Source organism: Pseudomonas massiliensis (genome assembly GCF_000826105.1).
Classification (GTDB): Bacteria; Pseudomonadota; Gammaproteobacteria; order Pseudomonadales; family Pseudomonadaceae; genus Aquipseudomonas; species Aquipseudomonas massiliensis.
This window is the reverse complement of record NZ_CCYK01000004.1, coordinates 165205-180795: the sequence shown is the minus strand read 5'-3', so window position 1 is coordinate 180795 and position 15591 is coordinate 165205. Positions and strand designations below refer to the sequence as shown.

14 protein-coding genes, 1 pseudogene and 1 riboswitch are annotated in these 15591 nt (G+C 63.0%); of the genes and pseudogenes, 7 read left to right on the top strand and 8 right to left on the bottom strand.

Annotated elements, in window-relative coordinates:
• Positions 1-53 precede the first annotated feature (53 nt).
• From fba to tkt, 6 genes and pseudogenes are all read right to left on the bottom strand, one after another.
• A complete protein-coding gene (gene fba / locus BN1188_RS02285; RefSeq protein WP_040259598.1) occupies positions 54-1118 on the bottom strand; it encodes a class II fructose-bisphosphate aldolase in 1065 nt (354 codons plus the stop codon).
• 171 nt (positions 1119-1289) lie between these two features.
• Positions 1290-1493 (bottom strand): hypothetical protein, encoded by a 204-nt coding sequence (locus tag BN1188_RS02280; RefSeq protein ID WP_040259596.1) that lies wholly within the window; start codon positions 1491-1493, stop codon positions 1290-1292.
• A 62-nt stretch (positions 1494-1555) separates the two neighbouring features.
• A complete protein-coding gene (locus BN1188_RS02275) occupies positions 1556-1789 on the bottom strand; it encodes a hypothetical protein (protein WP_040259595.1) in 234 nt (77 codons plus the stop codon).
• A gap of 5 nt (positions 1790-1794) precedes the next feature.
• A complete protein-coding gene (locus tag BN1188_RS02270; RefSeq protein ID WP_040259593.1) occupies positions 1795-2958 on the bottom strand; it encodes a phosphoglycerate kinase in 1164 nt (387 codons plus the stop codon).
• Between the two features lie 3 nt (positions 2959-2961).
• Positions 2962-4027, bottom strand: a pseudogene (gene epd / locus BN1188_RS02265) (erythrose-4-phosphate dehydrogenase).
• A 75-nt stretch (positions 4028-4102) separates the two neighbouring features.
• Positions 4103-6100: a transketolase gene (tkt, locus tag BN1188_RS02260; RefSeq protein WP_040259590.1), complete on the bottom strand. Its 1998-nt coding sequence runs from the start codon at positions 6098-6100 to the stop codon at positions 4103-4105.
• Positions 6101-6282: 182 nt separating this feature from the next.
• Here tkt and BN1188_RS02255 point away from each other — a divergent pair, with 182 nt between their 5' ends.
• The 4 genes from BN1188_RS02255 to BN1188_RS02240 all read left to right on the top strand — a co-directional run bounded on the left by BN1188_RS02255 (position 6283) and on the right by BN1188_RS02240 (position 10745).
• On the top strand, positions 6283-7278 hold the full coding sequence (locus BN1188_RS02255) for an ArsR/SmtB family transcription factor (protein ID WP_040259589.1): 996 nt from the start codon (positions 6283-6285) through the stop codon (positions 7276-7278).
• A gap of 22 nt (positions 7279-7300) precedes the next feature.
• Complete coding sequence (gene metK / locus BN1188_RS02250) at positions 7301-8491, top strand: methionine adenosyltransferase (RefSeq protein WP_040259587.1); 1191 nt, start codon at positions 7301-7303, stop codon at positions 8489-8491.
• Positions 8492-8607: 116 nt separating this feature from the next.
• Positions 8608-10353, top strand: coding sequence for an NAD-dependent DNA ligase LigB (ligB, locus tag BN1188_RS02245; RefSeq protein ID WP_084596131.1), 1746 nt, complete (start codon positions 8608-8610; stop codon positions 10351-10353).
• Positions 10350-10745, top strand: coding sequence for a DUF1090 domain-containing protein (locus BN1188_RS02240; RefSeq protein WP_040259586.1), 396 nt, complete (start codon positions 10350-10352; stop codon positions 10743-10745). Before ligB ends, BN1188_RS02240 begins: the two co-directional genes overlap by 4 nt.
• Positions 10746-10763: 18 nt before the next feature.
• On the opposite strand, the gene BN1188_RS02235 is transcribed toward BN1188_RS02240, so the two are convergent.
• Complete coding sequence (locus BN1188_RS02235) at positions 10764-11150, bottom strand: MAPEG family protein (RefSeq protein WP_040259585.1); 387 nt, start codon at positions 11148-11150, stop codon at positions 10764-10766.
• A 198-nt stretch (positions 11151-11348) separates the two neighbouring features.
• Entirely contained in the window at positions 11349-11753 is a 405-nt protein-coding gene (locus BN1188_RS02230; RefSeq protein ID WP_040259583.1) for an acyl-CoA thioesterase, read from the bottom strand.
• Positions 11754-11922: 169 nt separating this feature from the next.
• A riboswitch (S-adenosyl-L-homocysteine riboswitch) is annotated at positions 11923-12039 on the top strand.
• Between the two features lie 22 nt (positions 12040-12061).
• Here BN1188_RS02230 and ahcY point away from each other — a divergent pair.
• The 3 genes from ahcY (at position 12062) to BN1188_RS02215 (ending at position 15349) form a co-directional block, all read left to right on the top strand.
• Positions 12062-13471, top strand: a complete 1410-nt coding sequence (gene ahcY / locus BN1188_RS02225; protein ID WP_040259582.1) for an adenosylhomocysteinase — start codon at positions 12062-12064, stop codon at positions 13469-13471.
• Between the two features lie 93 nt (positions 13472-13564).
• Positions 13565-14413 carry a methylenetetrahydrofolate reductase [NAD(P)H] gene (gene metF, locus BN1188_RS02220; protein WP_040259581.1) on the top strand — a complete coding sequence of 283 codons (849 nt, stop codon included), beginning with the start codon at positions 13565-13567 and terminating at the stop codon, positions 14411-14413.
• Positions 14414-14617: 204 nt separating this feature from the next.
• Positions 14618-15349 carry a substrate-binding periplasmic protein gene (locus tag BN1188_RS02215; protein WP_052469119.1) on the top strand — a complete coding sequence of 244 codons (732 nt, stop codon included), beginning with the start codon at positions 14618-14620 and terminating at the stop codon, positions 15347-15349.
• Positions 15350-15591 lie beyond the last annotated feature (242 nt).

The window sequence follows — 15591 nt, the reverse complement described above, 5'->3', positions numbered from 1 at the left end:
AAAAAAACGGCGGGTGAGGCCTTGGTCTCATCCGCCGTTTTTTTCAAGGCTATTTAGTTTACTTTCGCCGCCAGTTCGCCTTTCGCGTAACGCTGGAACATCACTTCCAGGGAAACAGGCTTGATCCTGGACGCATGCCCAGCCGTGCCGAAGGCTTCATAACGGGCAATGCAGACGTCGCGCATGGCCTTGACCGTTTCGGCCAGGTATTTGCGCGGGTCGAATTCGCTTGGATGCTGCACCATGAAGCGGCGGATGGCACCCGTGGACGCCAGACGCAGATCGGTATCGATATTGACCTTGCGCACGCCGTACTTGATGCCCTCGACGATTTCCTCCACAGGCACGCCGTAGGTTTCCTTGATGTCGCCACCGTGCTCGTTGATGATCGCCAACCAGTCCTGAGGCACAGAGGACGAACCGTGCATCACCAGGTGGGTATTGGGAATGCGCTTGTGGATTTCCTTGATGCGGTCGATCGCCAGCACATCACCGGTAGGCGGCTTAGTGAATTTGTAGGCGCCGTGGCTGGTACCAATGGCGATGGCCAGCGCGTCCACCTGGGTCTTCTTGACGAAGTCAGCGGCCTCTTCGGGGTCGGTCAGCATCTGGCTATGGTCCAGGATGCCTTCGGCACCGACGCCATCTTCTTCGCCCGCCTGGCCGGTTTCCAGGGAGCCCAGGCAACCGAGCTCACCTTCCACCGATACGCCGCAGGCGTGGGCGAAGGCGACGGTTTGCTGGGTCACCCGTACGTTGTACTCGTAGTCCGATGGGGTCTTGCCATCTTCCTTGAGCGAGCCGTCCATCATCACCGAGCTGAAGCCCAGCTGGATGGAACGCTGGCATACATCCGGGCTGGTGCCGTGGTCCTGGTGCATGACCACCGGGATGTGCGGGAATTCTTCGACAGCCGCCAAGATCAGATGACGCAGGAAAGGCGCGCCAGCATATTTGCGAGCGCCTGCCGAAGCCTGCACGATCACCGGCGAGTCGGTCTTGTCGGCCGCTTCCATGATCGCGCGCATCTGCTCAAGGTTGTTCACGTTGAACGCCGGCACGCCGTAGCCGAATTCGGCGGCGTGGTCCAGCAACTGGCGCATGCTAATCAGTGCCATGGTTTGTCTCTCTCCCGGTCCAGGGTCGGTGAAGTTGCATGTGCGGCTACCCTAGGGCAACCGCGCTACAGGCTAATTACGGGCCTCAAAGGGGCCCGGGCATGTTCACGGACCGCCGCGGCGCTCCGGTAATCCGGCCAGGCTCGGCATGCGCGTCACCTGGCGGCAAGGTCAATCCGACTCGCAATTCTGCTGGCTGTTTCCAGCCACTGTCGGATCTCCCGTTGCGTTGGTCTGTACTCGCTGGTCGTTCTGGTTGCTTGGCAGTTCCACGGGCGCGGGGCTGAATACCTCGCAGGGGCTGCCTTGGCCACCGAACATCGAACAACCTGACAACACAAGCATGGCGCAAGCCAAAGCCGTTACTGACTTCATGATGGACTCCTTTCTCGTACCGGGACGGTCTTCAAAAGACCGCTCCGGTGGCCGTTCGTTGCTCAGGGGCAAGGCGCTTGGCCATCGCCCTCGGCATCGAAGGTTTCCAGGGCCTCCTGCCCTTGGCGTTTGGTGATCACGGGCGCGGTCTCGGCCTGCCAGCGCAGCCGCCAGTTCGGCTGGCTGCAATCTGGCGCGGGCGCGGCGGAACCAGCCGTCGTCCGTCCCGGATCCGCAGCGTGACTGCAACCGGCGAGCAGACCGACCGTGAACAGCAAGCAAGCACCACGCCTCATGCGGATCAGCCCTTGGCTCGCTGTTCCAGCATATCGACAGCCGGCAAAACCTTGCCTTCGACGAACTCGAGGAAGGCACCGCCGCCCGTAGAGATGTAGGAAATCTGCTCGGCCACTTGGTATTTATCGATAGCGGCAAGGGTATCGCCACCACCTGCAATGGAAAATGCGTCGCTTTGCGCGATGCCTTTGGCCAATACCTTGGTACCGTTGCCGAACTGGTCGAATTCGAAGACGCCCACCGGGCCGTTCCAGAGGATGGTCTTGGCGCTCTTGAGCAATTCGGCGAACTGTTCAGCCGTTTTCGGACCAATGTCCAGGATCATGTCGTCATCGGCCACGTCAGCGATGGACTTGACCGTGGCGGCGGCGCTCTCGGCAAACTCTTTGGCGACCACCACGTCTACCGGCAGCGGCACGCTGACCTTGGCGGCAATGGCCTTTGCCGTGTCGATCAGGTCAGGCTCGTACAACGACTTGCCCACCTTGTGGCCAGCCGCGGCCAGGAAGGTGTTGGCGATGCCGCCTCCAACGATCAGCTGGTCGCACACCGCGCTCAGGCTGTTGAGCACATCGAGCTTGGTGGACACCTTCGAGCCCGCGACAATGGCCGCCATCGGCTTTGCGGGCGCCTTCAGGGCCTTGCCCAGGGCGTCCAGTTCCGCCGCAAGGAGGGGGCCGGCCGCCGCTACCTTGGCGAACTTGGCCACACCGTGAGTCGAGGCCTCGGCGCGGTGAGCAGTGCCGAAGGCGTCCATGACGAAGACATCGCAGAGCGCCGCGTACTTCTGGGCCAGGTCATCGGCGTTCTTCTTTTCGCCAGTGTTGAAGCGCACGTTCTCGAACAACACCACCTGCCCCGGCTCGACGGCTACGCCGCCCAGGTAATCCTTGACCAGAGGCACCTCGCGGCCAAGGGCCTTGCTCAGGTAGGCCGCCACCGGCTGCAGGCTGTTCTCGGCGGAGAACTCCCCTTCAGTGGGACGCCCCAGGTGGGAGCAGACCATCACCGCCGCGCCCTTCTCCAGGGCGAGCTTCAAGGTAGGCAACGAAGCAAGGATGCGCGCGTCGCTTGCCACGGCGCCATCCTTGATCGGGACGTTCAGGTCTTCGCGAATCAGCACGCGCTTGCCTTGCAGGTCCAGCTCGCTCATTTTCAACACGGTCATGTGTCAGTCCTTAGGCGTGTTCGTTCTTGGTGGTGGCGATGCCGAGAAAGTGGTTCGCGACATCGAGCATTCGATTGGCAAAGCCCCATTCGTTATCGAACCAGGCAAGCAGGTTCACCAGCCGGGGGCCGGATACCCGGGTCTGGCTGGCATCGACGATGGCTGAATGAGGGTCATGGTTGAAATCACAACTGGCGTGCGGCAACTCCGTATAGGCCAGCAACCCCTGCAGAGGCCCGCCGGCTGCCGCTTCGCACAATACGCGGTTGACCTCCCGAGCATCCGTGTCCCGGGCTGTTTGCAAGGTGATATCCAGGCAAGACACATTGACGGTGGGTACGCGCACTGCTTTGGCCTGAATTCGGCCCGCAAGTTCCGGAAGCAGTCGTTCTATTCCGCGCGCAAGCCCGGTAGATACCGGAATCACCGACTGGAAGGCCGAACGGGTGCGTCGCAGGTCTTCATGGTGATAGGCGTCGATGACCGGCTGGTCGTTCATCGCCGAATGAATGGTGGTGATGGAGGCGTACTCGATGCCGAAGGCGGCATCCAGCAGGCGCAGCAATGGCACCGCACAGTTGGTGGTGCAGGAAGCATTGGACACCAGCCGTTCGCTGCCGCTCAGATGATGCTGGTTGATGCCGTAGACCACGGTCGCGTCCACATCCGACTCGCTAGCCATGGGCTGGGAGAACAGCACGCGTGGGGCGCCGGCGGCCAGGAAGCGCTCACCGTCAGCCCGGGTATGCCATGCGCCGGAACACTCCATGACCAGGTCCAGCTCCAGGGAGGCCCAATCCACGCCCTCGGGGGTGGCACTGCGCATGACGGTCAGACAGCGGCCATCGATGCTCAGGCCGCCGTCGACCTGGTGCACCTGACCCGGGAAGCGGCCATGGGTGGAGTCGAAGCGGGTCAGGTATTCCAGGCTGGCCAGGTCCGCCAGATCATTGAGCGCCACCACTTCCAGGCCGCCGCGCCCACGACGCTCGTGGAGCGCGCGCAACACGCAGCGGCCAATGCGGCCATAACCGTTGAGGGCAACCCGATAGGGGCGAGACAGGGACATGGCGCGGCTCATTTTCCGGGTAAACCAGCGCCGCCCCGCCCTCCCTGCCCGGGAAAGCGGGGCGGCGCGGTGGGGTCAGTCTTCCAGCAGCTCGTTGGCGATACCCACGATGTTCGCCACCGTGAAGCCGAACTCCTCGAACAGCGCCGGGGCCGGCGCGGACTCACCGAAGGTGGTCATGCCGACGATGCGACCTTCCAGGCCCACATACTTGTACCAGAAGTCCGCATGGGCAGCTTCGATGGCGATCCGCGCGCTGACTTCCAGCGGCAGGACCGCCTGCTTGTAGGCCGCGTCCTGGGCATCGAACACGCTGGTGCTTGGCATGGAAACCACGCGCACCTTCCGACCTTCGGCGGTCAAGGCGTCGGCGGCCTGTACGGCCAGGCCGACTTCGGAACCGGTGGCGATCAGGATCAACTCCGGCTCGCCGGCGCAGTCCTTGAGTACGTAGCCGCCCTTGCTGACGTTGGCCAGCTGTTCGGCATCGCGGGCCTGATGGGTCAGGTTCTGCCGGCTGAAGATCAGTGCCGAAGGGCCGTCCTTGCGCTCCAGGGCGTGCTTCCAAGCAATGGCCGACTCCACCGCATCCGCGGGGCGCCAGGTGTCGAGGTTTGGCGTGCCGCGCAGGCTGGCCAACTGCTCGATCGGCTGGTGGGTAGGACCGTCTTCACCCAGGCCGATGGAGTCATGGGTGAACACATAGAGCACCCGCTTCTTCATCAGCGCGGACATGCGCACCGCGTTGCGGGCGTATTCCATGAAGATCAGGAAGGTCGCGCCGTAGGGCACGAAGCCGCCATGCAAGGCGATGCCGTTCATGATGGCGCTCATGCCGAACTCGCGAACGCCGTAGTACAGGTAGTTGCCGGCCGCGTCCTCGGCGCTGATGCCCTTGCAGCCCTTCCACAAGGTGAGGTTGGAACCGGCCAGGTCCGCCGAACCGCCAAGCAGTTCAGGCAGCAGCGGGCCGAAGGCATTGAGGGTGTTCTGGCTGGCCTTGCGGCTGGCGATGGTTTCGCCCTTGGCGGCCACTTCGGCGATGATGGCATCGGCCTGCGCGGCGAAATCGGCTGGGAGCTCGCCACTCATGCGGCGGATCAGCTCGTTGGCCAGGTCCGGGTGGGCAGCGGAATAGGCAGCGAAGCGCTGGTCCCAGTCAGCCTCGAAAGCGGCGCCCTTCTCGCGGCCGTTCCACTCTTTATAGATGTCGTCCGGGATTTCGAAGGGACCATGGCTCCACTTCAGGTTGGCGCGGGTCAGGGCGATTTCGTCGGCGCCCAGCGGAGCGCCATGGCACTCTTCCTTGCCTTGCTTGTTCGGGGAGCCGAAGCCGATGGTGGTCTTGCAGCAGATCAAGGTAGGCTGGGCGCTCTTGCGCGCGGTTTCGATGGCGGTCTTGATCTCGTCGGCGTCATGGCCGTCGACGTTGCGGATCACCTGCCAGCCATAGGCTTCGAAGCGCTTGGGCGTATCGTCGCTGAACCAGCCCTCGACCTCGCCGTCGATGGAAATGCCGTTGTCATCGTAGAAGGCGATGAGCTTGCCCAGGCCCAGGGTACCGGCCAGTGAGCAGACTTCATGGGAAATGCCTTCCATCATGCAGCCATCACCCAGGAACACATAGGTGTGGTGATCGATGATGTTATGACCTGGGCGGTTGAACTGCGCCGCCAGGGCCTTCTCGGCGATGGCGAAGCCAACGGCGTTGGCGAGGCCCTGGCCAAGCGGGCCAGTGGTGGTTTCAACGCCAGGGGTATAGCCGTATTCCGGATGGCCTGGCGTGCGGCTGTGCAACTGGCGGAAGTTCTTCAGATCGTCGATGGACAGGTCGTAGCCGGTCAGGTGCAACAGCGAATAGACCAGCATGGAACCGTGGCCGTTGGACATGACGAAGCGGTCCCGGTCAACGAACGCCGGGTTGGCCGGGTTGTGCTTGAGAAAGTCGCGCCACAGGACCTCGGCGATATCGGCCATTCCCATGGGGGCCCCGGGGTGACCGCTGTTGGCTTTCTGCACGGCATCCATGCTGAGGGCACGAATGGCGTTGGCACGCTCACGACGGCTGGGCATCGCTGATCTCCATTGAAATGATGAAACGACAAAGGCGGCATTTTCGCCCATGGCCGGGGTGCTCGCAATCGAAGATAAAGGGCGCGGCGCTTTTTTCGCCCTTAAACGGTTCACCCTTCAATATCAAAAGTTTTTGATATTAGCCTTGCGAGCACCCGGTGGCGGCACTAGACTCCCGCCCCATGAGCCTGCGCGTACCTACTCTTCGCCACGAACCCGCCGATGACCTGGCCAGCCTGTGCAAGGCCGGCGGTGATCCGCTGCGCCTGAACGTGCTGCGCGCCCTGGCGTGGGACTCCTTCGGCGTGCTGGAGCTGGCGCAGATCTTCGACATCGGCCAGTCGGGCATGAGCCACCATTTGAAAGTGCTCGCCCAGGCCGGGCTGGTGGCGACGCGGCGGGAAGGCAATGCCATTTTCTACCGCCGTACCCTGCCGGCGGACCAACGCCTTGGCGGCCGCCTGCACGGCGCCTTGCTGCAGGAAGCCGACACCCTCGCACTGCCGACGTCAGCCCAGCAGCGCATGGCCGAAGTCCAACGCCAGCGTGCCGCGGCCAGCCAAGTGTTCTTCTCGCGCATGGCCGAGCGGTTCCGCGCCCAGCAGGACCTGATCGCCGGCCTGCCGCAATACCGCGACAGCCTGCTGGCACTGTTGGACACTCTCGCCTTGGGCTCGACTGCCACGGCGCTGGAGGTCGGCCCCGGCGACGGCGGTTTCCTGCCTGACCTGGCGCAACGTTTCACCCGGGTGACCGCAGTGGACAACAGCCCGGAAATGCTCGACCTGGCCCGGCAGCTCTGTGAACGCCAAGGGCTGGGAAACGTCGAGGTCGAGCTGGGCGACGCCTTGAACAGCGGGGGCAAAAGCGCTGACTGCGTAATCGTGAACATGGTATTGCATCATTTCAGCGACCCTGCCCACGCCATGAAACAACTGGCCGCCCGGGTGAACCCAGGCGGCAGCCTGCTTGTAACCGAGTTGTGCAGCCACGACCAGGATTGGGCCAGGACGGCCTGCGGAGATCTTTGGCTGGGCTTTGAACAGGAAGAACTGGCCCGCTGGGCCACCGCTGCGGGGCTATGCCCCGGGGATGGGCTCTATGTGGGCCTGCGTAACGGTTTCCAGATCCAGGTGCGCCACTTCCGGCGGCCGGCTGGCAACACTCACCATCGGTAATTTTTTTCAGGAAGCCGTCGAGATGAGCGAATACTCCATTTTTACCTCTGAGTCCGTGTCCGAAGGGCATCCGGACAAGATCGCCGACCAGATTTCCGATGCGGTGCTGGATGCCATCATCGCCGAAGACAAGCACGCCCGCGTGGCCTGCGAAACCCTGGTCAAGACCGGTGTGGCCATCATCGCCGGCGAGGTGACCACCTCCGCCTGGGTCGATCTCGAGGAGATCGTGCGCAAGGTCATCATCGACATCGGCTATAACAGCTCCGAAGTGGGCTTCGATGGCGCCACCTGCGCCGTGATGAACATCATCGGCAAGCAATCGGTGGACATCGCCCAAGGCGTGGACCGCAGCAAACCGGAAGACCAGGGTGCCGGCGACCAGGGCCTGATGTTCGGCTATGCCAGCAACGAAACCGATGTGCTGATGCCCGCGCCCATTCGCTTCTCCCACGCGCTGGTGGAGCGCCAGGCCGAAGCGCGCAAGTCCGGCCTGCTGCCATGGCTGCGCCCGGATGCCAAATCCCAGGTGACCTGCCGCTATGAGAACGGCCGCGTCACCGGCATCGACGCCGTTGTGCTGTCCACCCAGCACAACCCGGAGGTTAAGTACAACGACCTGCGCGAAGCGGTGATGGAGCTGATCGTCAAGCACAGCCTGCCGGCCGAACTGCTGCACAAGGATACCCAGTTCCACATCAACCCCACCGGCAACTTCATCATCGGTGGCCCGGTAGGTGACTGTGGCCTGACCGGCCGCAAGATCATCGTCGACACCTACGGCGGCATGGCGCGTCATGGCGGCGGCGCCTTCTCCGGCAAGGACCCGTCCAAGGTAGACCGCTCCGCCGCCTACGCTGGCCGCTACGTAGCCAAGAACATCGTCGCCGCGGGCCTGGCTGATCGCTGCGAGATCCAGGTGTCCTACGCCATCGGCGTGGCCCAGCCCACGTCCATTTCGCTCAACACCTTCGGCACCGGCAAGCTGTCGGACGAGAAGATCATCCAGCTGGTGCGCGAGCACTTCGACCTGCGGCCTTACGCCATTACCCGCATGCTCGACCTGCTGCACCCGATGTATCAGGCGACCGCCGCCTACGGCCACTTCGGACGCAACCCCTATGAAATGACCGTGGGCGAAGACACCTTCACCGCCTTCACCTGGGAGCGCACCGATCGCGCCGAGGCCCTGCGGGCGGCGGCTGGGCTCTAAGCTCCGTCGGCCGGCGCGGCCTGCCGCCGCTCGCAATATGTCGTAAGAAAGCCTTCCCTCGGGAAGGCTTTTTTCGTTCTAGGCTGTCGCATCAACCGGAGCAAGGATGCCCGACCATGCAACGCTTGTTACTACTTGCCCTGTGCTGCCTTGTCAGCACTCTCGCCCTGGCCTGCCCCGGCTGGGATGACCATGAAGCCGAACAGCGCCTGCGCGCCCTGGATGTTCAAATACGTCAATGGCAGGTCGCGTACCATCGAGACGGCAAGGCGAAGGTGGCCGATGAGGCCTACGACCAGGCCCTGGATCGCTTGCAGCGCTGGCAACGATGCTTTCCGCACATCTCATTGCCCGATCAAGCCCCCTTGGCCAGTGCCGCCGGCCCGATGCCTCACCCTATTCCCCACACCGGTGTCGGCAAGCTCAAGAGCCAGGCCGAGGTCCAGGCCTGGCTGTCAGCTCGCGAGCAGGTATGGGTACAACCCAAGGTCGATGGCGTAGCGGTAAGCGTGAAGTACCGCCAGGGTCGGCTTGCCCTGATGCTCAGCCGGGGCGATGGCGTGCGGGGGCATGACTGGACCCGCCACGCCCGGAAAATTGCTGCCCTGCCCGACCGGTTGCCCGAGCCGCTGGACCTGAACCTGCAGGGCGAGATCTACCTTCGTCTGGACGCTCATGTGCAATCGGAAATGGGAAGCCGCAATGCCCGCGGCGAAGTCGCCGGGTTGATGGCGCGTCGCGACCTGCCTGAGATCGAAGCGAACCGCCTTGGCTTCTTCCCATGGGCCTGGCCGGAGGGTCCCGCCGCTCTTGACGAGCGCCTTTCGCGCCTGACTGAGCTGGGCTTTCCGGATCCGCAACGCTACAGCCATCCGGTCATGACCCTGGATGACGTGAGCCGCTGGCGAAAGCATTGGTACAACAGCCCGCTGCCTTTCGCCAGCGATGGGATCATCCTGCGTGAAAGCCGTCGACCTCCTGCCAGTCGTTGGCAAGCCAGGCCCGCGCACTGGGTGATGGCCTGGAAGTACCCTTGGCGAAGCGCGCTGACCGAAGTGCGTGCGGTAACCTTCGAGGTCGGCCGTACCGGGCGCGTCACGCCCGTGCTGGAGTTGCAACCTGTGCGTTTGGACGATCGCACCGTGCGGCGGGTGAGTCTCGGCTCATTGGCGCGCTGGAAAGCCCTGGACGTTCAGCCTGGGGATCATGTTTCCCTCGAATTGGCGGGCCTTACCATCCCTCGGCTGGGCGAGGTGGTTTGGCGCAGCCCGGTGCGCGAAGCGGTCAACCCGCCGGAGCCGTCCCGCCATGGCCCCTTGACCTGCTGGACGCCCAGTGAAGGTTGCCGCAGCCAGTACCTGGCCAGGCTGCGCTGGATGAGCCATCGCGACACCCTCGCCCTGCCCGGGGTCGGCAAGGGAACCTGGGAACGTTTGCTGGATGCGGGCCTGCTACCTGAGCTTCACAGCTGGTTGAGCCTGGATGAAAACACCCTGGCCAAGGTAGACGGCATCGGCCCTCGCCAGGCTGAACGAATTGCCGCCAGCTTCGCCCTTGCTCGGAAAAAACCCTTCAGGCTTTGGCTGAAAGCGATGAGCATACCGCCCATGCATCGTCCGGAGGAAGGCGCCACCTGGGCAACCCTGGCCGGCCGCAGCCTCGAGGCCTGGACCAATGAAACCGGGACCGGCCCCCTTCGGGCGGGGCAACTGGCGGCATTCTTCCAGCACCCGCCAGCCCTGCGAATGGCGGCCGCGCTCGGCCGGCTGGGCGTCGACGGGTTCACCGAAGGGTTTGAACTTCCTTCGGACATCCGTTCCAATGGCCCTGACCAGAGCGCAACGAACCCGGAGAATTCATGAAAGTCTTGCTTACCTTGGCCCTTCTTTTCGGTGTGGTAGCTCAACCGTCCCTTGCCGCCACCCCCGACGAGACCGACGACCTGAAGGGTTGCGCCGCCAAGGAGCAGCGCGTGCAGGCGCAGATCGACCGCGCCCGCAAGGATGGCAACACGCATGAACTGGAAGGCCTGCAGATTGCCTTGGGCGAACTGCAGGCCAATTGCACCGATGAGCGCTTGCAGAAAGAGCGTGAAACCAAGGTGCTGGAGGCAAAGAAGGAGGTCAGCGAGCGTCAGGCTGATCTCGACAAGGCCATGAAGAAAGGCGACCCGGACAAGATCAACAAGCGCAAGGACAAGCTCGCCGAAGCTCGCAAGCAACTGCAGGAAGCCGTGGACGAGCTCGACAAGTAAACGCCCGAAAGCGCGCGATCACGCCGCTACGCAGAACAACGCAACGATGGAGCCCAGGCCGATCAACCAGCACAACGAGCGAAGCGTGGCCTGGTCTGCCAGGTAGCAGAGGATATAGGCCAGGCGGCTGACCACGAACAGTAGCGCGAGCCCGTTCAGGGTACTTTGTTCGGCGCCTCCGGCCAGGTGCGCGATGATCACGGCCGCCGCAAAGGCCGGGGTGATCTCGAAGCCGTTGAGCTGCGCGGCATGGGCCCGGCGAGGCAACCCCTGAAGCTTGTCCAGATACGCCCTGGGGTCGCGGTTGGCACCGCCCGCGTAGCGGCCGCCGACCGCCTTGGCGACCACGGTACACACATAAGGCAACAGGATAGCTACCAGTACGCACCAGTAGGCAGTCGTCATCTTTTACTCCTTCCCGTTTTCAATGAAGCTTCATGACCATGATGCTGGCCGCCACCCAGGCGCAAGCCAGTAGCCGAGACATCCCATGGGTTCCTTCAAGTACTGTATCCCCAACAGTAGGCAAACGCTCACCACTGCGCCCTGCCAGACAGGCAGGCCATGCCACATGCCTCATGCAAGGGTGGCACGGCTATCCGATCAGTTGCTCAGGGCATCCTCGGCGAACTGATCCTTGATGTAGCGGATCTCGGTACGCCCATGGGGAGCGGGCAAGCCATCTTCGCCCAGGTTCACAAATACCAGCTTGTCCACCGTCAGGATGCTCTTGCGCGTGATCTTGTTACGAACCTCGCACGTCAGCGTGATCGAGGTGCGGCCGAATTCGGTAGCGGTGATACCCAGTTCGATGATGTCGCCCTGACGCGAGGCACTGACGAAGTTGATTTCCGAGATGTACTTGGTAACGACACGCTGGTTGCCAAGCTGCACGATGGCGTAGATGGCCGCCTCCTCGTCGATCCAGCGCAGCAGGCTGCCACCGAACAGGGTGCCGTTGGGGTTCAGGTCTTCAGGCTTCACCCATTTGCGGGTATGAAAGTTCATGTGCATCCCTCATGTCATGTCCGGGCACCAGCATGGCAGAGCCCGGGCCGCGCCTCTACGGCTGTTTCGTCGCGAGCGACCGGTCGCCCGGCGGATTCGACACTCTGCCCAGGCAGCCTATATACTGACGGACGTTCACCGCCTACGTTCATGTAGGCACTCCCGCCACCCAACCGAGGGGCGCTGCAGCAGGTCATACCTGTCAGGCTCGGTTGGGGCGTTTGCAGGGTCGGCACTGACCGGCCTCGGGTCAACTGGCCCGGACGCACAACGGCGCCCATTCGCATATTACGAATGGAGACTCTCGAATGAGTGCTGTACTGACGCCTGCCGATTTTTCCGACTACAAGGTCGCCGACATTTCCCTGGCTCCCTGGGGCCGTCGTGAAATCATCATCGCCGAATCGGAAATGCCTGCCTTGATGGGGCTGCGCCGCAAGTATGCCGGTGAGCAACCGCTCAAGGGCGCCAGGATCCTGGGTTGCATCCACATGACCATCCAGACCGCCGTGCTGATCGAGACCCTGGTTGCCCTGGGCGCCGAGGTACGCTGGTCTTCGTGCAACATTTTCTCCACTCAGGACCAGGCCGCCGCCGCCATCGCCGCCGCTGGCGTGCCCGTTTTCGCCTGGAAAGGTGAAACCGAAGCCGAATACGAATGGTGCATCGAGCAGACCATCCTCAAGGATGGCCAGCCATGGGATGCCAATATGGTGCTGGACGACGGCGGCGACCTGACCGAGATCCTGCACAAGAAATACCCGGCGATGCTTGACCGCATCCACGGCATCACCGAGGAAACCACCACGGGCGTGCACCGCCTGCTCGACATGCTCGCCAAAGGTACCCTCAAGGTGCCGGCGATCAACGTCAATGACTCGGTGACCAAGAGCAAGAACGACAACAAGTACGGCTGCCGTCACAGCCTCAACGACGCCATCAAGCGTGGCACCGACCACCTGCTCTCCGGCAAGCAGGCGCTGGTGATCGGCTACGGTGACGTGGGCAAGGGCTCGGCCCAGTCCCTTCGCCAGGAAGGCATGATCGTCAAGGTCAGCGAAGTGGACCCGATCTGTGCCATGCAGGCCTGCATGGACGGCTTCGAAGTGGTTTCGCCCTACCAGAATGGCATCAATGACGGCACCGAAGCTTCGGTCAACCGTGAACTGCTGGGACGCATCGACCTTATCGTCACCACCACCGGCAACGTGAACGTCTGCGATGCCAATATGCTGCGAGCCCTGAAAAAACGCGCCGTGGTCTGCAACATCGGGCACTTCGACAACGAAATCGACACCGCCTTCATGCGTCAGAACTGGGCGTGGGAAGAGGTCAAGCCTCAGGTTCACAAGGTTCACCGCACCGGTGCCGGCAGCTTCGATGCACAGAACGATGACTACCTGATCCTGCTGGCCGAAGGCCGCCTGGTCAACCTGGGCAACGCCACTGGCCACCCCAGCCGGATCATGGACGGTTCCTTCGCCAACCAGGTGCTGGCACAGATTCACCTGTTCGCCCAGAAGTTCGCCGACCTGGCGCCCGCTGCCAAGGCTGAGCGCCTGACCGTGGAAGTACTGCCCAAGAAGCTGGACGAAGAAGTAGCCCTGGAGATGGTCCGCGGCTTTGGCGGCGTAGTGACCCAGCTCACGCCCAAGCAGGCCGACTACATTGGCGTGACCGTCGAAGGTCCGTTCAAGCCAGACACCTACCGTTACTAACCAGCTGTCGGCGGCAAGTGGCAGGGACAAGCCTGAAACGTGGCTTGCCTCTCGCCGCTTGCGGCCGCGGTGCTTCGAAGAGCTGTCTTGACTATGTCCTTTGCCGATAAAAGCTTCAGCTTCGAATTTTTCCCGACCAAGACCGAGGCCGGGCATGAGAAGCTGATGGCCGTGGCGCGCCAGCTGGCCGCCTACCAGCCGGAATTCTTCTCCTGCACCTATGGTGCCGGTGGTTCCACCCGCGATCGCACCTTCGATACCGTCATGCAACTGGAGCGGGAAGTACAGGTGCCCGCCGCGCCTCACCTTTCCTGCGTGGGCGACAGCAAGGCCGAACTGCGCCAGCTGCTGGCCCAGTATCGCGATGCCGGCATCAAGCGCATCGTGGCCTTGCGTGGCGACCTGCCATCCGGGATGGGCATGGCCGCGAGCGAGTTGCGCCATGCCAATGACCTGGTTGAATTCATCCGCGCCGAAACCGGTGACCATTTCCATATCGAGGTAGCGGCTTACCCGGAAATGCACCCCCAGGCTCGCAATCTGGAAGACGACCTGGCCCATTTCGCCCGCAAGGCCAAGGCTGGCGCCGATAGCGCGATCACCCAATACTTCTTCAACGCCGACAGCTACTTCTACTTCGTGGAACGGATTCGCAAGCTCGGCGTGGAGATTCCAATTGTGCCCGGCATCATGCCCATCACCAACTACAGCAAGCTGGCACGTTTCTCTGAAGCCTGTGGCGCGGAGATTCCACGCTGGATCCGTAAGCAGTTGGAGGCCTATAACGACGACAGCGCAAGCATCCAGGCCTTCGGCGAAGAGGTGATTTCCCGGATGTGCGAGCAACTGCTCGTCGGCGGCGCCCCAGGGTTGCACTTCTACACCCTCAACCAGGCCCAGGCGAGCCTGGCCATCTGGAAGAACCTGGGCGGGGCTGCCTGAGCCGTTTCAGCCTGCAGGCGCGGCAGCCCGGCCCGCTTGTAGGAACTGGCGCCAGCTGGTGCATGCCGAATTCGCCAGCTGGCGCTGGCCCCTACCGGGTTCCGCGTTCACGGCTTGGCTGGCGCCAACGGACGACAGCCGTCACATTGCCATTAAGGGAAAGCCTGACTAGCCAGGCGTCTACTCGGCCCTTACTCTGCGCCCATGCGCGCCCTAGCCATTTCCCTGCTTGCCTTGCTTCTCTGCCCCATGCTGGCCATGGCCGGCGCGCGCTCCCTGCATCTGGTTACCGACCCCTGGGAACCTTACGTGTACCGGGACGGTGCAACGCTCAAGGGCATTGACTATGAGATCGCAAGCGAAGTCTTTCGTCGCCTGGGTATCGAAGTTGAATGGGAGCTGCTGCCGTGGAAGCGCTGCCTGATGATGCTCGACCGAGGGCAGGCCGATGGCGCGCTGGATATCTTCCGGACATCGGCCAGGGAAGCGCTGCTGGTCTATGCGCTGGAGCCGTTGTCTACAGTCAACTTCGTATTTTTCCAGGCGCAGGCGCGACCGCTGCCCCTGGCACGGCTCGGCACATTGCAAGGCGTGCGCGTGGGCATTGCGCCCGGCTTTCTCTACGGGCCGGAATTCAGCGCCAGCCTGGCCATCCAGGAGCCGGCACCTACACTGGAAGCCAACTTCGGCAAACTGCTCCTGGGACGCGTGGACCTGGTCATCAGCGACCGACGCCAAGGCCATGCCGCCCTCGAGCATCTGGGCCTGACCGACAGGGTTGAGGAAATTCCCAGGCTGGTGCACCGGGACGTCCTCTATCTGGCCTTGCGGCGCGAGGGCGATGGCGCGTCAATGGCCGAGCGGTTTGCCGACGCTCTTCGCGCCTTCAAGCGCGAGCCCGGCTACAGGCGACTGCTCGAACGTTATGGAATGTAAGCGTCCGGTATAAAAACATGACCTTCGGGCTGCGAAATATCAGCGGCACCGCAAGGCTCTGTTATACTCCGGCGTTCCCGCCAGGCTTACGCCCGGACGCCGGTCCTCGCTTCCCATATTCGTATGCCCGCGCCAGGCTCATGCCTCGGCAGCCCGCTGCGACCCTCCGCGAGCACCAGCAGTACCGGACGCGGTTGCGTCGATATCCGCCCCGCGCCAGGCAAACGTTTCTCGGGCCCAAG

What these genes read in the sequence shown, in the direction of transcription:
- BN1188_RS02215 (WP_052469119.1), top strand. Translation starts at nt 14,618, where the DNA reads ATGCGCGCCCTAGCCATTTCCCTGCTTGCCTTGCTTCTCTGCCCCATG.
- BN1188_RS02235 (WP_040259585.1), bottom strand. Translation starts at nt 11,150, where the DNA reads ATGACGACTGCCTACTGGTGCGTACTGGTAGCTATCCTGTTGCCTTAT.
- BN1188_RS02275 (WP_040259595.1), bottom strand. Translation starts at nt 1,789, where the DNA reads ATGAGGCGTGGTGCTTGCTTGCTGTTCACGGTCGGTCTGCTCGCCGGT.
- ligB (WP_084596131.1), top strand. Translation starts at nt 8,608, where the DNA reads ATGCAACGCTTGTTACTACTTGCCCTGTGCTGCCTTGTCAGCACTCTC.
- BN1188_RS02230 (WP_040259583.1), bottom strand. Translation starts at nt 11,753, where the DNA reads ATGAACTTTCATACCCGCAAATGGGTGAAGCCTGAAGACCTGAACCCC.
- ahcY (WP_040259582.1), top strand. Translation starts at nt 12,062, where the DNA reads ATGAGTGCTGTACTGACGCCTGCCGATTTTTCCGACTACAAGGTCGCC.
- fba (WP_040259598.1), bottom strand. Translation starts at nt 1,118, where the DNA reads ATGGCACTGATTAGCATGCGCCAGTTGCTGGACCACGCCGCCGAATTC.
- metF (WP_040259581.1), top strand. Translation starts at nt 13,565, where the DNA reads ATGTCCTTTGCCGATAAAAGCTTCAGCTTCGAATTTTTCCCGACCAAG.
- tkt (WP_040259590.1), bottom strand. Translation starts at nt 6,100, where the DNA reads ATGCCCAGCCGTCGTGAGCGTGCCAACGCCATTCGTGCCCTCAGCATG.
- BN1188_RS02240 (WP_040259586.1), top strand. Translation starts at nt 10,350, where the DNA reads ATGAAAGTCTTGCTTACCTTGGCCCTTCTTTTCGGTGTGGTAGCTCAA.
- metK (WP_040259587.1), top strand. Translation starts at nt 7,301, where the DNA reads ATGAGCGAATACTCCATTTTTACCTCTGAGTCCGTGTCCGAAGGGCAT.
- BN1188_RS02270 (WP_040259593.1), bottom strand. Translation starts at nt 2,958, where the DNA reads ATGACCGTGTTGAAAATGAGCGAGCTGGACCTGCAAGGCAAGCGCGTG.
- BN1188_RS02280 (WP_040259596.1), bottom strand. Translation starts at nt 1,493, where the DNA reads ATGAAGTCAGTAACGGCTTTGGCTTGCGCCATGCTTGTGTTGTCAGGT.
- BN1188_RS02255 (WP_040259589.1), top strand. Translation starts at nt 6,283, where the DNA reads ATGAGCCTGCGCGTACCTACTCTTCGCCACGAACCCGCCGATGACCTG.